Below are 16095 nucleotides of genomic sequence, written 5' to 3' on the forward strand. Positions count from 1 at the left end.
GGCTGGTTCGACGTTGCGCTTGGCTGGCCCGAAGCGCAGTGCCGCGATTTCATCGCGCGCATCGCGGTCGCCCGCACCGTGTCGATGTGGCACGTCTCGCAATTCCTGGTCGCCGAGGTCGACGGCAGGCCTGCGGCGGCGCTCGGTGCTTTCCCGGCGGCAGGCACGGGACCTGCGGCCTGGCGCGCGATCGAGGAAGTTGCGGTCGCGACCGGGCTCACCGCGCCGGAGCTGGAAGCCATCCGCTGGCGCGGCGCCTATACGCGGGCCTGCTGGGTCCAGGGCGGAGAGGCCGACTGGATGATCGAGTATGTCGCGACCGACCCGGCCTGTCGCGGCCGCGGGCTGGTGCAGGCGCTGATTGTCCACGCACTTGAGAAGGGACGGTCGGCCGGATTTGTGCGGGCGACGCTATCGTTCCTAGATCACGCGGCAGCCGAAGAATTCGCGGTAGCGATTGCGGTCGTGTGGCGGTGGGTAATGCAGGTGCACCTCCTGCGGCCGCCAGTCGTGACCGAACAACGACTGGATGATGCGGTGGACGCTGCCGAGCGCCATGTCGATCGATTGCCGCGACGCGCTCGGGTGCCGGCCGCGCAGATGCATGGTGATGGTCACGGTCTGCTTGCTGCGCGCAACGTCCAGCCGCATGCCGTCGTGATGGATATGGATGAAGCGCGAGAACGCATCGATGGCCTCACCGACGGTCGCCTGTTCGCGCACGATCAGGCCGACCGCGCCGAAATTGGTCAGGCCGCCGCGCTCGGCGAGACGCAAGCCGAAATCTTCGGCGCCGGACGCCCCCGCCGACAATTCGAGCAGACGGCGCAGGCCGGCGACGGCAATGGGGGTGTCGGGCTTGTCGAGGCAGGCCGGCGGCAGCCGGGCCTTGCGCATCATCTGCATGGGATCGAGCCCGACTGACCGGGCGACCTCCGGAAAATAACTCAGGCTTGAGCTGCGAATGAGGTCGGTCATGCGAACCGTTCCTGCCAGCCACCCCTGCAGACGTCCCGAAATGTAAAATTTCTGTCCCGGTCAGTCAAACCCAGGAACCGGACGGAACATACATAGGGGAAACCGAAGCACGGGCGTGAATGCCGTGTTTACGACGGCGCGGCAGGGCGATGGAGCCAGCTCCCGTCTCGGACCATTTGAGCAAGACATTGCTGGATCGGGATCATGCCGGGAAACATGCTTTCCAAGGGTGAGATATTCGTCGTCGATACCGACGCTACGTCCCGCGAACAACTTTCGACGGCGCTCAAACAGAACGCCTATGAGGTGATCTGTTTCGCTGACGGTGCGTCTCTCGTGTCCGCAGCAAAGGCGCGGATGCCGGCCTGCGTCCTACTGGAGCTGCCGTCCGATCACTCGGGCCTCGAGGTGCTCAAGCGGCTGCGCGGCGAGAACTGCATGGCGCCGGTGCTGGTGACCTCGGCGAACGGCAGCATTGCCATGGCGGTCGACGCCATCAAGAGCGGCGCGGCCGACTTCATCGAGAAGCCGTTCCGCACCCACGACATCGTCGGCCGGATCGATGCCGCCATCGATGAGTTCGCCCAGCCCGCCGCGATCCGGCAATGCTGGCTGCCCGGTTGCGAGCCCCTGACCGAGCGCGAAGGCGACGTGCTCGAGCATCTCGCCGCCGGTCTCACCAACAAGGAGATCGCCCGGCGGATGCATCTGAGCGCCAGGACGGTCGAAGGCTACCGCGCCAGCATCCTGAAGAAGGCCGGCGCCCGCAACGTGACCGATCTGCTCCGCCGCATCTTCGGCCGGGGCTCGCCGACCTAGGTCTAAAGGGACGGCAAAGCGTTCCACGGACATGGTGCCGCCGTGGCGGCGCCGCATAGAAACCTCAATCGAACCGGTTCCTTCCCTGCCGCGTCCAACCATGTTGGCGAGGCATTTGATCGCGCGTCCGGCTGGCGGCGCGGCGATACCGGCAGGAGGGACTTTATGCGCATCACCGCAAAATGTTTGGCAACGACGAGCCTGGTTCTGGTGACCACGGCCATCGCATCGCCCTCATGGGCGGCCAACGTGGACGCCACGTCGACGATCGACACGGTCACCGTCTATCCCGACGGCGCCACCGTCACCCGCGTCATTTCGTTGGACCTCGCCTCCGGTGACTCGACGCTGGTCGCCAAGGATTTTCCGCTCTCGCTCGATCCGTCTTCCCTCCGCGTTGAAGGCGAGGCGGGCGCCAAGCTCACCATCGGCACCATCGATGCGCGGCCGCCGAAGGCCGCGCCGCCCGCGAACCTCTCCGAGCTGGACAAGCGCATCGAAGCACTGAGGGATCAACGGGCCGACCTGCAGGGTGCGATCGACTCGGCGAACGCCCGGCGCAAGTTTGCACAGCATTTTGCCGAGGCGTCGCCGGCCGGCCTCGGCGAGAAGGGCGAGGCGCGCCCGATCGCCGAATGGCGCGCGGCCTTTGCCGCGGTTGCCGAGGAGATCGCGACCGCTGACACCGTTATTCGCGACGCCGCGCGAAAACAGCGCGAGATCGACCGCCAGATCGCGGAATTGGAGGCCGAGCGCTCGGCCAAGCCGCCGAACAAGCTGGAAGTGCGGATCGACGTCGCCTCGGCGGCGGCGACCAAGGCGACGCTGCGCGTGACCTATGCCGTGCGCAACGCGCGCTGGGTGCCGCTCTACGACGCCCGGCTCGATACTGGCGCCAAGGATCGCAAGCCGCAGCTTGAACTCGTTCGTCGCGCCGAGGTCACGCAGTCGACCGGCGAGGACTGGGCGAACGTGACGCTCGGCGTCTCCACGGTCCGCATCAGCCGCGGCGGCAGTGCCCCCGAGCTGAGCTCGCTGGTTGCGCAATATCCGCAAGTGCCGAAGCCGCTGGCGCTTGGCACGCCCTCCGATCTGGCGCGCCCGGCCCCGATGACGCGCCAGGCGCAATCGCTGATGCCCAAGGTTGCGGAAGCGGCCGAGCCGCGCGAGCGCGCCGATGAGCAGCAGGCGGTCGCCGAGATCGGCGACTTCCAGGCCACCTTCAAGATTCCCGGCCGCGTCAGCCTCGGCGCTGCCGAGGGCGCCAAGAGCCTCCGTATCGCTTCGGTGAATGTGCCCGCCGATCTCGCGGTGCGCGCCGCACCGGTGCTGGACCCGACAGCATTCCTCGAAGCCAGCTTCAAGCAGACCGACGATACGACGCTGCTGCCCGGCAAGGTCGCGATCTACCGCGATGGTATCTTTGTCGGCCGCGGCAAGATCACCGCGTCCGCCAAGGACGAGATCGTGCGGCTCGGCTTCGGCGCCGACGACAAGATCAAGATCGAACGCGCCGTGCTCAAGCGCAACGAGGGCTCGGCAGGCCTCTTGGTCACGACATCGAAGACCGACGAGCGCGCGTTCAAGACCACGATCCGCAACGGCCATGATTTCCTGATCAAGGTCGCGATCGAAGATCAGCTGCCTGTCAGCGAGAACGAGGACATCGTCGTCGAGATGCTGCCCGCGAGCACGCAGCCCACCGCAACCAACATCCGCGACAAGCGCGGCGTGCTGGAATGGTCGTTCGACGCCAAGCCCGGCGAGATCAGGGACATCAACTTCGCCTGGCGCGTCCGCTGGCCGAAGGACAAGAGCATGGTGATCGTGCCGGCGGGGTAGATTGCCAGCCACGAACGAGATGCGCCCCCTCTCCCGCTTGCGGGAGAGGGTTGGGGTGAGGGCTCTTTCCTCTGGGGGAGTCTTCGCTGTCGAGACACCCTCTCCCCAGCCCTCCCCCGCAAGCGGGGGAGGGAGCGTACCGTCTTTGCAGAAACAGGATTGGCTAAATTCCGGTCTCAATTGCCCGCATCGACTGCGGCAGTACGTACGGCACGCCGTCGGCTTGATGCACGATCGCATCGATCTCGAAGATGTCGAGAATCCTCTCGCGTGTGACGACCTCCGCGCGCGGCCCGTCGGCGGTGAGCTTGCCGCCGGCCAGCACGACCAGCCGGTCGGCGAAGCGGATCGCGAGATTGAGATCGTGCAGGATGGCGATGACGGCGGTGCCGGCAGCCGCGCGGCGGCGCGCCGCTTCGACGAGGTCGATCTGGTGACGCAGATCGAGGCTCGAGGTCGGCTCGTCCAGCAGCAAAAGCCCGGGGCCGTGCTCGGCCTCGCCGCAGGCGAGCTGCACCAGCACGCGGGCGAAATGGGCGCGCTGCTGCTCGCCGCCTGACAGCGTCGGCAATTGCCGTTCGCGGAAATGCGAAAGCCCGACCTCATCCAGCGCGGCATCGACGAGCGGGCCAGCCTCGCGCAAGCTGCGCTCGCCCGCGCCCATCAACACGATCTCCTCGATCGTGAACGGGAAGGTGACGTTGACGTGCTGGGACAGCATCGCGCGGCGCGCGGCGAGCTCGCGCGGCGTGAAGCTGCCAATGTCGCGCCGGTTCAGGCGGACCTCGCCTGCGCTCGGGCGAAGATCGCCGGAGAGCAGCCGCAGCAGCGTCGACTTGCCGGCACCGTTCGGGCCGATGATGGCGACCATCTCGCCGGCCGCAACCGTCAGGCCGACGTCATCGAGCAGCGTCGCGCGGCCGACGCGCTTGCCTAAGTGTCGCGCCTCGATCACCGCGGTCATAGCGCCGTCAGCCCGCGCTGCCGCAGCAGGATGAAGAGAAAGACGGGCGCGCCGACGGCCGCCGTCAGGATGCCGATCGGCATCTCCGCCGGCGCCACGATGGTGCGCGCCAGCGTGTCGGCGCCGACCATCAGGATCGCGCCGAGCAGCACCGAGGCCGGCAGCAGCAGCCGATGCGCCGGTCCAATGACGAGGCGGAGCAGATGCGGCACGACGATGCCGACGAAGCCGATGACGCCGCTGATCGACACCGCGACACCGGTCATGGCGGACACCATGACGATCGAGATCCGCTTCAGGCGCTCGACATCGACGCCGCCGTGAAAGGCATCGGCCTCGCCGAGCACCAGCAGATCGAGACCGCGGGCGATGAAGGCGCAGGCGGCAAGCCCGACGATGAGGACCGGCGCGAGCACGGCCGCCTTGGTCCAGGTCGCGCCGCTCATCGAGCCGAGCATCCAGAACGTGATGTCGCGGAGCTGGCGGTCGTCCGCGATGAACACGAGGAGCCCGATGCCCGCGTTGGCGATCGCGGTGATGGCGACGCCGGCGAGCAGGAAGATCGCGATCGAGGTCCGCCCCGAGCGGCTGGAGATGCCGTAGAGGATTGCGGTGGTCGCCAGCGAGCCAGCGAAGGCCGCCAGCGGCAACAGCTCGGTCTGGAGAAAGCGCAGCGCCTCGCCGAAGCGGGAATCGGTGAAGACGATCGCGCTCGCGGCTGCGAGCGCGCCGCCGCTGGAGACGCCGACCAGGGCGGGATCGGCGAGCGGGTTGCGAAACAGCCCCTGCATGATCGCGCCGGCCGCGGCCAGCAGGCCGCCGACCATCGCGGCCGCCGCGATCCGGGGGATGCGGATCGACCACAGCACGAGCTGATCGCGGGCCGTCGTGGGCGTGCTTTCGCCGATAACGCCGAGCGCGGCAGGCAGGCGGGAGAGGGGGATGCCGGCGGCACCGACCGTCAGCGCGATGATCGCAGTGACCAACAGCACCACGAGCAGAACTGGGATAGCGAACGATGCGGACCGCCGTCCCGCGCTGCGTCGCGGGCTCCGTGCTTCGATCCCGACGGCCACGCTCATTGCCGGCAATTCGCCGTCGACAGAGCCGACGTGAATGCGCCGCCGTCGGCCAATGCCGGATAGAGCTTGACGGAGAGATCGCGCGCCGCCGCCGCCGTCCGCGGCCCGAAGCCGAGCAGATAGAGCCCGTCCATGGTGATGAAGCTCTTGTTGGCCGCGACTGGCGTCAGCGCAAAACCGGGATGAGCATAAATTGCGTCGGCCTGCACCGAATCCTTGCCGCGCTCGATCGACAGCACGAATTCGGGCTTTGCGGCCACGATCGCCTCGTCGCCGATGATCTTGTAGCCGTCGTAATCGTCCACCGCATTGGTCGCACCCGCGAGCTGGATGATCTCGTCGGCCGCGGTCTTGCGGCCGGCCACCATCGCCCGCCCGTTCTGGACCGACATCACGAACATCACGCGCACCGGCATCGTCACCTTGGCGCGCAGTGCGCGCACCTGCGCAAGATCGGCGCCGACGGCGGCGCTCAGACATTCGGCACGCGCGTCGACGCCCATGGCGTGGCCGACCAGTCTTATCTTCTCGATCAGGCCTTCTTCGGAAAAGGTCTCGGGCACCAGCACCAGCGGCACCTTCGCCGTCTCCAGGATATCCATGGTCTCGCGCGGGCCCGAGCCCTGGATCGCCAGGATCAGGGTGGGGTTGAGGCCGAGCACACCTTCGGCCGAGATCTGGCGCATGTAGCCGACATTGGGTTTGTCGTGCAGCGCCGCCGCCGGATAAAGGCTCGTGGTGTCGACGCCGACCAGCCGGCTTTCCAGCCCGAGCGCATAGAGGATCTCGGTGATGGCGCCGCCGATCGACACCGTGCGGGCAAAATCGGCAACACTGACCTCGCGATTGCGTGCGTCATGCACGGTGATGCCGGCCGCGTGCGCGGCAGACGCGAGCGCGATTCCGCCGGAGAGCAGGAGATGGGCGAGGGTGCGACAAAATGTCATTACAGGTTACTTCGTCAGGATCAGCTTGTTCTGCGAGGTCAGGCGGAGACGATAGCTGTCCTCGCCATGCGCAATGATGATCTCGCGCTCGGCCGCAAACAGCTCGCGGCTGTCGATCCGGCTCCCGCGCATGGTCAGAGTTCGCGTTGTTGCGGAAGGGCTTTGTGCCGGCCCTGCCGCGCCGCCGCTGCTGTCTCCTGATGTTGCTGACATTGTGGGTGTGATGCGCTTTCGAAAATTTCGTTTACCGGTTTTGTATAGGCGGCACGACGCGCATTCCAACGGTGGCAATTTACAATCGATATAAACTGCAACCTGATGTGATTGACCGTCAGAGTGTTGCCACGTAACCATTTCTCGCAGCGGGGAACTTGCCCGCCTCTTGAGACAATCAGCCAGCCAGTCGCTCGCGTTGCGAGCGCGCGCCAGCCACAAGACATCAAAAGCTAAAGTGAAGTGCAGGCTGGGGCTGATATGGCTGACGGGGCTAGGTATTCGCGCGCCCTGATTTTGGGCGCGTTGGTGGTTTCAATTGCGGCAATGATGGCGGAGAGCAGTCTCGCGCAGACCGCGTTGCCGCAGGCCGACAACGCGTCCTCGGAACGACCGAAACAGGCCAAACGCAAGCCGGGGAAGCCGCAAGTCGCACAGCGGGCAACGCCTGACGTCATGAACGCCCGCGCCCAGGCCGGCGGCACGGCGCCGATTCAGGTGCTCGACACCATTACCGTCGCCGCAACCAAGACGAAAGAACGCGCGATCGACGCGCTCGCGCCTGTCAGTTCGATCACGCTCGACCAGATCCAGGGAATCCAGCCGAACCGGCTGTCGGGCATTTTCTATGCGGTGCCCGGTGTGTCGTTCCAGGAGCGTGGCGACGACCCTGCGACTGTCATCAACATCCGCGGCCTGCAGGATTTCGGCCGCGTCGCTGTCGTCGTCGACGGCGCGCGGCAGAACTACCAGCGCACCGGCCACAACGCCAACGGCTCCTTCTTCCTCGATCCTGAATTGATCGGTGGCGTCGACGTCGTGCGCGGCCCGACCGCCAACATCTACGGCTCCGGCGCGATCGGCGGCCTGGTCTCGTTCCGCACCAAGGACATCGACGACGTGGTGCGTCCAGGCGAGCGCTGGGGCGTCGATCTCTCGGGCTCCTACGGCTCCAACAACAATCGCGGACTGGGTTCTGTGTTCGGCGGCGTGCGCGCCACGCCCGATATCGACATCTTCGGCGGCGCGGTCTACCGCACGCAAGGCAACTACAAGGACGGCAACGGCACCGAGATCGGCAACACCGGCAATCAGGTCGAGGCCGGGCTGATGAAGCTCACGGTGCGGCCCGCCCTCGGTCACGAGGTCAAGTTCGGCGCCGTCTTCCAGGACTATCAATACGATATCGGCCAGTTCAACCGCGGTCCGGTGGCAACGGCGGCACAGCGCGCGCTCTACCAGGGCTCGTCGGTCTATGCCTCCGATGCGAAGAACTACACCGGCACCATCACCTGGAACTATTCGCTGCCGAGCGACAATCTGTTCGACTGGCACATGTCGGTCTACGGTAACCGCGTCGATAACGATCAGACCAAGACCTATCACTACTCGACCGGGGGCACGGCCTATTGCGGCGCCGGTAATTTCGGCAACAACATTTCGGGCTGCGTCGGCGACAAGCGCGGCTACATCCTCAATACCTACGGTATCGACGTCAACAACACCACGCGCTTCAACGTCGGCGACTGGCGCAATGCCGTCACCTGGGGCGTCGACGCGTTCCAGGACGACGTGATCACGACCGACAGCCGCGGCAACTCCAACATCACGACGCCGAGCGGCATCCGCACCGTCTCGGGCGGTTTCGTTCAGTTGAAGCAGAATTACAGCACCTGGTTCGAGGCGGTGAGTGCGATCCGCTATGACCGCTACGATCTTGATTCCGGCCGGACCAACGCCGGCGGTGACCGCTTCTCGCCGAAGATCACGCTCGGCGTCACGCCGGTCCCGGGCTTCCAACCCTATGTCAGCTATGCCGAAGGCTACCGCGCTCCATCGATCACCGAGACGGTGATCTCGGGCGCGCATGCGACCGGCGGCGGACCGGCCTTCTTCCCCTGTCCAGACGGCACCGTCGGCCTGTTCTGCTTCCTGCCCAACCCGAACCTTCGTCCCGAGGTCGGCAAGAACAAGGAAGTCGGCTTCAACCTGAAATACGACAACATCTTCAGCGCCAACGACTCGTTCCGCGGCAAGATCAATCTGTTCCGCAACGATGTCAGCGACTACATCGATCTCGTCGCTTCGGCGCCGGTCCCAGTGCCGCCGTTCGGCTCGTTCAGCCAGTACTATCAGTACCAGAACATCACACAGGCCCGCATCCAGGGCTTCGAGGCAGAGACGATGTACGATGCCGGCAACTGGTTCATCGGCGTCGCCGGTCACTACATCCAGGGCAAGAACGTCGCCACCAATATCGGGCTGGCGACCATCACGCCGCGCAAGGTCGTCACGACCGGCGGCGTCCGCCTGCTCGATCGCACGCTGATCATGACGGCGCAGTGGGCTTCGTTCGGTGCCAACAACGACGTGCCCGCCAACTATCTTCCTGCGACCGGCTACGAGCTGGTCAATCTGTACCTGACCTACAACGCGACCAGGGACATCGTGTTCTCGGCCTCGATCGACAATCTCTTGAACCAGTACTACCGGCCTTACGCCATTCCCGGCAGCTCGACCGACGGCACGTCGCAGAACGACGTGCTGTGGTCGAGCCCGGGTCCAGGCAGGGTCTACAAGGCCGGCATGAAGATCCACTTTGGAGGTGCGTAAGCCTAGGGGCCGCAACACCACAACCTCCGCCGGGCCGCGCTGATGCTCCAGCGCGGCTTCGGCGCGTTTTCGTCCTGATCAGAAGGAGAGACTTTCATGTTCATCGCTATGAATCGTTTTCAGGTGAAGAAGGGCGCGGAGACCGCGTTCGAGACCGTCTGGGCGACCCGCGAATCCTATCTCGGCAGCATGCCGGGCTTCGTCGAGTTTCATCTGTTGAAGGGCCCGGAGGCCGAGGACCACACGCTCTATTCGTCGCACACCAGCTGGGTCGACAAGGCGGCGTTCGAGGCCTGGACGCGCTCGGAGGAATTCCGACGCGCCCACGCGCGTGCCGACAACAGGACTGGCGAGAGCCTCTATCTCGGCCATCCCAAGTTCGAGGGCTTTGAGGTGATCCAGAGCGAGCGCAAGGCCGCGGCTGCTTAGATCGCGGTAGCGCACGAGAGGAGCCTGACATGCTGAGCACCGATCTCGCCGATCTCAAGGCGTACATGGCCGATAATCCCGGTGCGGTGATCGAGGACGTTGCGCGCGAGCGCAAGGTCACTCCGCGCGCGGTGATCGAGGCGCTGCCGCCGTCCATGATGCGCATCGGGGGCGGTGAGCACTTTGCCGCCGCCATGCAGGACATTGCGGAATGGGGCGAGGTTACGCTGATCGTGCACACGGATGATGCGATCTTCGAGTTCACGGGCCCAATTCCCGCGGGCGAGATCGGCCGCGGCTATTTCAACCTGATGCAGCCGAAGGGCCTGCACGGTCATCTCCGCCACGGGCGCTGCGCAGGCGTTGCCTTTGTCGAGCGGCCCTTCATGGGCAAGATCTCGGCCTTCGTCGCGTTCGTGAACACCGACGGCGGCATCATGTTCAAGGTCTTCGTCGGTCGCGACGAGACCCGGGCGCTGCGGGCGGATCAGCTGGCGCGGTTCCGCCAGCTTGCTGACCGTATCGCGGCGCAGCCAGCGGTGTAGCTTCCGTCCATCCGTCGGGAGATCAGGATGCACAGCATTTTCAGGCTTCGGCACGTGATCGCAACAATCGCACTGGCCTTCGCGCCGAAGCCGGCCTTCGCGATCGACCAAGCCCTGTTGCCGCGCAATCTGTCGCCCTGGGGCATGTTCCTCAGCGCCGACATCATCGTGAAGATTGTGATGGTCGGCCTCGCCATCGCCTCGCTGGTGACATGGACGGTGTGGCTCGCCAAGACCATCGAGCTGCGCCGCAAGGGCTCGCTCGCCTTGCAGCGGACACGTGCCCTCGAGGGCAACATGACGCTGGCCGAGGCATCCGCACGGACCGGCGACGCGCGCGACGCGGTCGCCCAGCTGATCCAGTCCTGCGCTAGGGAGGCCGAGCTTTCCGGCGGCATTCTCGACGACGGCTTGCAGGAGCGCGTGGCGTTGCGGCTGGAGCGGGTCGAGGCGGCGATGTCGCGGCAGATTGCGCGCGGCACCGGCGTGCTCGCAACCATCGGCGCCATCGCGCCCTTCGTCGGCCTGTTCGGCACCGTCTGGGGCATCATGAATTCCTTCATCGGCATCTCCGAGAGCCACACCACCAGTCTTGCGGTGGTCGCGCCCGGCATTGCGGAAGCGTTGCTGGCGACGGCGCTCGGTCTCGTCGCCGCGATTCCGGCGGTCGTGATCTACAATCATCTCGTCCGCGGCATTGCCAATTACCGCGCACTGCTCGGCGACGCCTCGGCGCAACTCATGCTGCTGGTGAGCCGCCAGCGCGACCACCGCGACTTCCGCCTGACGCGGGCGGCGGAGTAGGCCATGGCCGCGAAGCTCGGCGCACGTTCGCCATCGCCGCTCAAGCGCGGTGACCCCGGTGATCTCGACGTCACCCACGAGATCAATGTCACGCCGTTCATCGATGTGATGCTGGTGCTCCTGATCATCTTCATGGTGGCGGCGCCACTTGCCACCGTCGACATCGGCGTCGAATTGCCTGCGACGGCCGCCGAGCCGGCGCCGCGGCCGGACAAGCCGACCTTTGTGACGGTGAAGCCGGATCTCACCGTGGCCGTCGGCGAGGACACGATGGCGCGCGACAGCCTCGCTGCTGCACTCGACGCCGCCACCAAGGGCCGCAAGGACGAGCGCATCTATCTGCGCGCCGACAAGGCCGTCTCCTATGGCGACCTGATGGAGGTGATGAACACCTTGCGCAATGCCGGTTATCTCAAGGTCGCCCTTGTCGGCCTCGACGGACGCAGCTGATGGCCGCGAACGCCTTCGCCCTGCACGAGCCGCTCGGCGAACGTGAAGCCGCGCGCTGGGGCGTGTCGGGCGCAGTGATCGTGGCGTTGCATGTAGCCGCTGCACTGCTGGCGATGAATTGGATTAGGTCGCAACCGGAGCAGGGCGTCAGCCTGCCTGCGATCATGGTCGACATGTCGCCAGTGACCTCGGCGCCGCAGCCGACGCAGGACGACGTCGCCCCTGGGCCGCTGATGCAGGAGGCCGACGCCTCGCCGCCCGAGCCCGTACAGCAGCAGGCCGTCGAGGACACCATCGCGCCGACGCCGCCGCAGGAAAAGCCGGACGTCGTCGCGCCACCGGAGCAGAAGCTGGAGCCAACACCTGCCAAGCCCGAACCGGCGAAGATCGTGCCGGTCGAAAAGCCCGCGCAGGAGAAGCCGAAAGTGGTTCGCCGCGAGGCAAAGAAACCGTCGGACGCAACACCCGCGCCGCGCACCAGCGCACCGCCGCGGGCCGAGCGCGAGGCGCCGATGGCATCCGCCATCAGTGCGGGTGCGACGGCCTCCGCGATCGCATCCTACAATCAGCGCGTCCGCGCCCATCTGATGCGCTTCCACTCATATCCGGCCAGCGGCGGCGGCCAGCGCGGCGTCGCGAGGCTGAGCTTCACTCTTAGCCGCAGCGGGCAGGTGACATCGAGCCGCCTCAGCGGCACGTCCGGCGTCGCCGCCTTCGACGCTCAGGCGATGTCCATGGTCCGCCAGGCGTCGCCGTTTCCGCCGATCCCGGACGAGATCAAGAACAGCTCGATGAGCTTCACGATTCCGGTGGAGTTCACGGTGAGGTGACGATGCTCTCTCACTCCCTCTCCCCGTTCTTACGGGGAGAGGGAGTGAGAGAGGGGCCGTCTCCGCAAACTCGATTTGGGCGACAGAGCGAACGCGCCGCAAGGCGAGTCGGATCGACTGCAACCTGTAGCGAACTTACTGCCCTGCCCCTCACCCGGATCGCTGCGCGATCCGACCTCTCCCCGCAAAGGGCGGGGAGAGGTTAAGAGGAGCGAGCGTCGTCTCACTTCGCCTTCAGGAGATCCGCGACCTCGAGCAGCACGAATTCGTTGTCGTCGGCCTTGTTGGGATCGCGGCTGGAGGAGAACGGCAGATTGTTGTCGTTGCCGACGATGATATGCGTGTCGTCGACGCGATCGACGTTCTCGATGGTGAAGAACGGGAAGGTGTAGACGCCGTCATTGAGCGGCTTCTTCGCCTTCTTGTCGGGATCCCGGATCTTCATCAGGTCGATATAGCCGATCTTGCGCACGGGCTTGCCGACATTGGCGTCGGAGAGCTCGATCTTGTAGACGCGCTTGAACTTGGCGAGGTCAGGGAAGCAGTTCTCGCCGCGCTGGCCTTGCGGGCAGGCCTTGTCCGCGGTGCCTTCGCCGTTGTCACGCTCGATGATGAGGCCGGAGGCCTGATCGATCATGTTGAAGTCGCCGATGGCATTGCCGTTCTGCTCGAACACATACTGCCAGTAGCGACCGGTGAATTTCTCCGCGGCGACATCGAATTCGAGGATGCGGGCGGCTTCCTTGCCGTCAACCTTCTCCCAGTCCTTCTTCTCGGCATCCCAGAGCGAGCCCTCGAGCAGGCCGTAGAGGAATTTTCCGTCCTTGGACGAGGCGAAGCCCTCATAGCCCTTGGAGCGGCGAAGGTTAACGTTGGTGTAGGTCGCACCGGGTGCGCCGGGCGTCGCGACGGCCCAGTTGTCCGGCGAGCGCACCGGCTTGCCGTCGGCGACCGTCTCGAACACGCCGAGGATCTTGCCCGATTTATCGGCCTTCAGGATGTAGGGGCCGAACTCGTCGCCGATCCAGAAGGTGTCGCCGATGATCTGGAAACCTTCGGTGTCGAAGTCGGAGCCCGTGAGGTAGCGCTTCTGGGTGTCTTCATGGACGATGCGGAACGGGACCTTCTTGTCGGGATCGTGCAGGAAGATGGTCTCCAGGCGCTCGATCTTGCCGTCCGCCCAATCCATCTTGTAGCGGTTGAGGTACAGCATCGAATCCGGCGAGTTGGCGCGCGCGCCCATGCCATTGTCGGTGATCACCCAGAAGCTGCCGTCGGGCATGGTCTTGATGCCGGAATGGCCCTGCAGCGGCTGGCCCTTGAACGGCAGCGACACGCCGGTCGGACGCTCATAGGACTTGCCCATGACGGTGCCGAGCGCGTCGACGCGCTTGCCTGTGGTATACTTGCCCGAGGTCTTGAGATCGGCGGGTGCATCGGCCGGCGCATCGATGAACGACTCGGCTGGCATCACCACGTGGCCGGCGAGCTTGGCTGGGAATTCGCCTTCGCTCTGCGCGAGTGCGGTGCTCGCGGTGAGAATGATCGTTGCGACGGTGCTGAGAAAAGTCGCGCGCATGTGCGTCTCCTGTTGGCGGACGCACGCGTTATGCGGATCGCATGTTGCAGTATTGTGAAGCCGGGCCAAAGGCCGCAGCGGTCATCTACTCCTTCACCGCACCGGTCAGCGAGGACACGTAATAATCCACGAACAGCGAGTAGAAGATCGCGACCGGCAGCGAGCCGAGCAGCGATCCCGCCATCAGCGCGCCCCATTGGTAGACGTCGCCGGTGACGAGTTCGGTCAGGATCGCCACCGGCACGGTCTTGTTGGCGCCGCTCTGGATAAAGGCAAGCGCGTAGATGAACTCGTTCCAGGACAGCGTGAAGGAGAAGATTCCGGCCGAGATCAGCCCGGGCACCGCCAGCGGCAGCGTGATCCGCCGCAGGATCTGCAGCCGGGTGGCGCCGTCCACCAGCGCGCACTCCTCGAGCTCATAAGGGATCGACTTGAAATAGCCGATCAGGAGCCAGGTGCAGAACGGCACCAGGAAGGTCGGATAGACCAGGATCAGGGCAAGCGGCGAGTCGAACAGGCCGAATTGCACCACCACGGTGGCGAGCGGAATGAACAGGATCGAGGGCGGCACCAGATAGGCGAGATAGATGCCGAGGCCGACATAGGGACTGCCGCGGAAGCGCAGGCGCTCGATCGCATAGGCCGCCAGCGTCGACGCAATCAGCGACAGCGTGGTCGACCCGATCGCGACCAGCATCGTCGTCCATAGCCAATGCGGATAGGCGGTGTTGAAGAGCAGGTGCTTGATGTGCGCCAGCGTCGGCGAGGAGATCCAGAACGGATTGTGCTCCTTGTAATTCATCAACTCCGCGTTCGGCTTGAACGAGGTGATCGCCATCCAGTAAAACGGGAACAGCAGGATGAGCACGAAGCAGCCGAGCGGCAGATAGATCATCATCAGCCGCCGCAGCCCGGAATCCCAGGCCATCGTGTCGGGCGCTGCCTTCGCGTCGGCGACAGCGGCTTGCGCGACAGTATCAGTCATTGCTCTCTCCCTGCTGCCATTTGCGCCGCGCCAGGCCGAAATAGGAGAACAGCGTCGCGAACACCAGGAACGGGATCATCGACACCGCGATCGCGGCGCCTTCACCGAGCTCGCCGCCGGCGATGCCGCGCTGGAACGCCAGCGTCGCCAGCAGATGGGTCGAATTGCCGGGGCCGCCACGGGTGATGGCGTAGACCAGCTGGAAGTCGGTGAAGGTGAAGATGATCGAGAAAGTCATGACGATGGCGAGGATCGGCATCATCATCGGGAATGTGATGTAGCGGAAGCGCTGCCAGGCGCTGGCGCCGTCGAGCATCGCGGCCTCGTAGAGCGAGGGCGAGATGGTCTGCAGCCCCGCCAGCAGCGATATCGCGACGAAGGGAATGCCGCGCCAGATGTTGGCGGCGATCAGCGAGAAGCGGGCCGGCCAGGGCGAGCCGAGGAAATCGATGTTGTCGCTGCGCCAATGCAGCACGTCGACCAGCAGGTAGGAGATGATCGAGAATTGCGGATCGTAGATCCACCAGAACGCCAGCGCCGAAAGCACGGTCGGCACGATCCAGGGCAGCAGGATGATCGCACGCAGCACGCTCTTGAACGGAAAATGGTTGTTGAGCAGCAGCGCGAGCCAGAAGCCGAGTGCGAACTTCCCGAACGTCGCGATTCCCGTATAGACCACGCTGTAGAATACCGCGTTCCACCACAGGGAATCGGTGAGCAGATACTGGAAATTCTCGAGTCCGACATAGATGCCACGCCGGCCGATCGTGGTGTCGGTGAAGGCGAGCCAGACGCCGAGGCCGAGCGGATAGGTCAGGAACACGGTGAGCAGCCCGATCGCGGGCGCAAGGCACATCACGATCAGGAACGGCTTGTAGTCGAACAGGCGGACCAGCCAATTCGGCTGCCGTTGCACCAGTGCGTGGGAGGAAAGCGTCGTCACGGACATCAGCTTGTTGTCCTGCCGTTGAATGTCACCACACCGTCATTGCGAGCGGAGCGAAGCAATCCAGTT

15 protein-coding genes and 2 pseudogenes are annotated in these 16095 nt (G+C 65.2%); 9 read left to right on the top strand and 8 right to left on the bottom strand.

Annotated features, from left to right (window positions below):
• Positions 1 to 300 precede the first annotated feature (300 nt).
• Positions 301 to 381, top strand: a pseudogene (locus tag YU9_RS51040) (GNAT family N-acetyltransferase); the annotation flags it as partial.
• A 45-nt stretch (positions 382 to 426) separates the two neighbouring features.
• Here YU9_RS51040 and YU9_RS41355 read toward each other — a convergent pair.
• Positions 427 to 978, bottom strand: a pseudogene (locus YU9_RS41355) (AraC family transcriptional regulator); the annotation flags it as partial.
• Positions 979 to 1182: 204 nt separating this feature from the next.
• On the opposite strand from YU9_RS41355, the gene YU9_RS0112585 reads away from it, so the two are divergent.
• Both YU9_RS0112585 and YU9_RS0112590 read left to right on the top strand, forming a co-directional pair.
• Entirely contained in the window at positions 1183 to 1797 is a 615-nt protein-coding gene (locus YU9_RS0112585) for a response regulator transcription factor (RefSeq protein ID WP_036017251.1), read from the top strand.
• Positions 1798 to 1962: 165 nt separating this feature from the next.
• Positions 1963 to 3639, top strand: a complete 1677-nt coding sequence (locus tag YU9_RS0112590) for a mucoidy inhibitor MuiA family protein (RefSeq protein WP_027573160.1) — start codon at positions 1963 to 1965, stop codon at positions 3637 to 3639.
• 163 nt (positions 3640 to 3802) lie between these two features.
• Here the strand turns inward: YU9_RS0112590 and YU9_RS0112595 are convergent, their stop codons facing one another.
• The 4 genes from YU9_RS0112595 to YU9_RS49865 are packed head-to-tail and all read right to left on the bottom strand — an operon-like array spanning position 3803 to position 6845.
• Positions 3803 to 4603, bottom strand: a complete 801-nt coding sequence (locus YU9_RS0112595; protein ID WP_027573161.1) for a heme ABC transporter ATP-binding protein — start codon at positions 4601 to 4603, stop codon at positions 3803 to 3805.
• The gene (locus tag YU9_RS0112600) at positions 4600 to 5685 is read right to left on the bottom strand and encodes an iron ABC transporter permease (RefSeq protein WP_027573162.1); all 1086 of its coding nucleotides are present in this window, start codon (positions 5683 to 5685) and stop codon (positions 4600 to 4602) included. The genes YU9_RS0112595 and YU9_RS0112600 overlap by 4 nt, the downstream gene beginning before the upstream one ends.
• A complete protein-coding gene (locus YU9_RS0112605) occupies positions 5682 to 6632 on the bottom strand; it encodes a hemin ABC transporter substrate-binding protein (protein WP_027573163.1) in 951 nt (316 codons plus the stop codon). The genes YU9_RS0112600 and YU9_RS0112605 overlap by 4 nt, the downstream gene beginning before the upstream one ends.
• A 6-nt stretch (positions 6633 to 6638) precedes the next feature.
• On the bottom strand, positions 6639 to 6845 hold the full coding sequence (locus YU9_RS49865; RefSeq protein ID WP_027573164.1) for a hemin uptake protein HemP: 207 nt from the start codon (positions 6843 to 6845) through the stop codon (positions 6639 to 6641).
• A 261-nt stretch (positions 6846 to 7106) separates the two neighbouring features.
• Between YU9_RS49865 and YU9_RS0112615 the strand changes: the two genes are divergently transcribed.
• The 6 genes from YU9_RS0112615 (at position 7107) to YU9_RS0112640 (ending at position 12516) form a co-directional block, all read left to right on the top strand.
• Positions 7107 to 9458 (top strand): TonB-dependent hemoglobin/transferrin/lactoferrin family receptor, encoded by a 2352-nt coding sequence (locus YU9_RS0112615; protein WP_027573165.1) that lies wholly within the window; start codon positions 7107 to 7109, stop codon positions 9456 to 9458.
• 96 nt (positions 9459 to 9554) lie between these two features.
• Positions 9555 to 9887, top strand: a complete 333-nt coding sequence (locus tag YU9_RS0112620; protein WP_027573166.1) for an antibiotic biosynthesis monooxygenase — start codon at positions 9555 to 9557, stop codon at positions 9885 to 9887.
• A gap of 29 nt (positions 9888 to 9916) precedes the next feature.
• A complete protein-coding gene (hutX, locus tag YU9_RS0112625; protein ID WP_027573167.1) occupies positions 9917 to 10432 on the top strand; it encodes a heme utilization cystosolic carrier protein HutX in 516 nt (171 codons plus the stop codon).
• 27 nt (positions 10433 to 10459) lie between these two features.
• On the top strand, positions 10460 to 11236 hold the full coding sequence (gene exbB, locus YU9_RS0112630; protein ID WP_027573168.1) for a tonB-system energizer ExbB: 777 nt from the start codon (positions 10460 to 10462) through the stop codon (positions 11234 to 11236).
• Between the two features lie 3 nt (positions 11237 to 11239).
• Complete coding sequence (exbD, locus tag YU9_RS0112635; RefSeq protein WP_027573169.1) at positions 11240 to 11686, top strand: TonB system transport protein ExbD; 447 nt, start codon at positions 11240 to 11242, stop codon at positions 11684 to 11686.
• Complete coding sequence (locus YU9_RS0112640; RefSeq protein ID WP_027573170.1) at positions 11686 to 12516, top strand: energy transducer TonB; 831 nt, start codon at positions 11686 to 11688, stop codon at positions 12514 to 12516. Before exbD ends, YU9_RS0112640 begins: the two co-directional genes overlap by 1 nt.
• 223 nt (positions 12517 to 12739) lie before the next feature.
• On the opposite strand, the gene YU9_RS0112645 is transcribed toward YU9_RS0112640, so the two are convergent.
• From YU9_RS0112645 to YU9_RS0112655, 3 genes are all read right to left on the bottom strand, one after another.
• Positions 12740 to 14095 (bottom strand): esterase-like activity of phytase family protein, encoded by a 1356-nt coding sequence (locus YU9_RS0112645; protein WP_027573171.1) that lies wholly within the window; start codon positions 14093 to 14095, stop codon positions 12740 to 12742.
• Between the two features lie 85 nt (positions 14096 to 14180).
• Positions 14181 to 15080 carry a carbohydrate ABC transporter permease gene (locus YU9_RS0112650; RefSeq protein WP_027573172.1) on the bottom strand — a complete coding sequence of 300 codons (900 nt, stop codon included), beginning with the start codon at positions 15078 to 15080 and terminating at the stop codon, positions 14181 to 14183.
• Positions 15073 to 16029, bottom strand: a complete 957-nt coding sequence (locus YU9_RS0112655) for a carbohydrate ABC transporter permease (protein ID WP_027573173.1) — start codon at positions 16027 to 16029, stop codon at positions 15073 to 15075. Before YU9_RS0112655 ends, YU9_RS0112650 begins: the two co-directional genes overlap by 8 nt.
• Positions 16030 to 16095: the final 66 nt, after the last annotated feature.

It is taken from the genome of Bradyrhizobium sp. WSM1743 (assembly GCF_000473065.1).
GTDB lineage: Bacteria > Pseudomonadota > Alphaproteobacteria > Rhizobiales > Xanthobacteraceae > Bradyrhizobium.

Coding starts and splice junctions, on each gene's coding strand:
- YU9_RS0112590 (WP_027573160.1), top strand. CDS start 1,963: ATGCGCATCACCGCAAAATGTTTGGCAACGACGAGCCTGGTTCTGGTG.
- exbB (WP_027573168.1), top strand. CDS start 10,460: ATGCACAGCATTTTCAGGCTTCGGCACGTGATCGCAACAATCGCACTG.
- YU9_RS0112585 (WP_036017251.1), top strand. CDS start 1,183: ATGCCGGGAAACATGCTTTCCAAGGGTGAGATATTCGTCGTCGATACC.
- YU9_RS0112595 (WP_027573161.1), bottom strand. CDS start 4,603: ATGACCGCGGTGATCGAGGCGCGACACTTAGGCAAGCGCGTCGGCCGC.
- YU9_RS0112650 (WP_027573172.1), bottom strand. CDS start 15,080: ATGACTGATACTGTCGCGCAAGCCGCTGTCGCCGACGCGAAGGCAGCG.
- exbD (WP_027573169.1), top strand. CDS start 11,240: ATGGCCGCGAAGCTCGGCGCACGTTCGCCATCGCCGCTCAAGCGCGGT.
- YU9_RS49865 (WP_027573164.1), bottom strand. CDS start 6,845: ATGTCAGCAACATCAGGAGACAGCAGCGGCGGCGCGGCAGGGCCGGCA.
- YU9_RS0112645 (WP_027573171.1), bottom strand. CDS start 14,095: ATGCGCGCGACTTTTCTCAGCACCGTCGCAACGATCATTCTCACCGCG.
- YU9_RS0112620 (WP_027573166.1), top strand. CDS start 9,555: ATGTTCATCGCTATGAATCGTTTTCAGGTGAAGAAGGGCGCGGAGACC.
- hutX (WP_027573167.1), top strand. CDS start 9,917: ATGCTGAGCACCGATCTCGCCGATCTCAAGGCGTACATGGCCGATAAT.
- YU9_RS0112615 (WP_027573165.1), top strand. CDS start 7,107: ATGGCTGACGGGGCTAGGTATTCGCGCGCCCTGATTTTGGGCGCGTTG.
- YU9_RS0112600 (WP_027573162.1), bottom strand. CDS start 5,685: ATGAGCGTGGCCGTCGGGATCGAAGCACGGAGCCCGCGACGCAGCGCG.
- YU9_RS0112640 (WP_027573170.1), top strand. CDS start 11,686: ATGGCCGCGAACGCCTTCGCCCTGCACGAGCCGCTCGGCGAACGTGAA.
- YU9_RS0112655 (WP_027573173.1), bottom strand. CDS start 16,029: ATGTCCGTGACGACGCTTTCCTCCCACGCACTGGTGCAACGGCAGCCG.
- YU9_RS0112605 (WP_027573163.1), bottom strand. CDS start 6,632: ATGACATTTTGTCGCACCCTCGCCCATCTCCTGCTCTCCGGCGGAATC.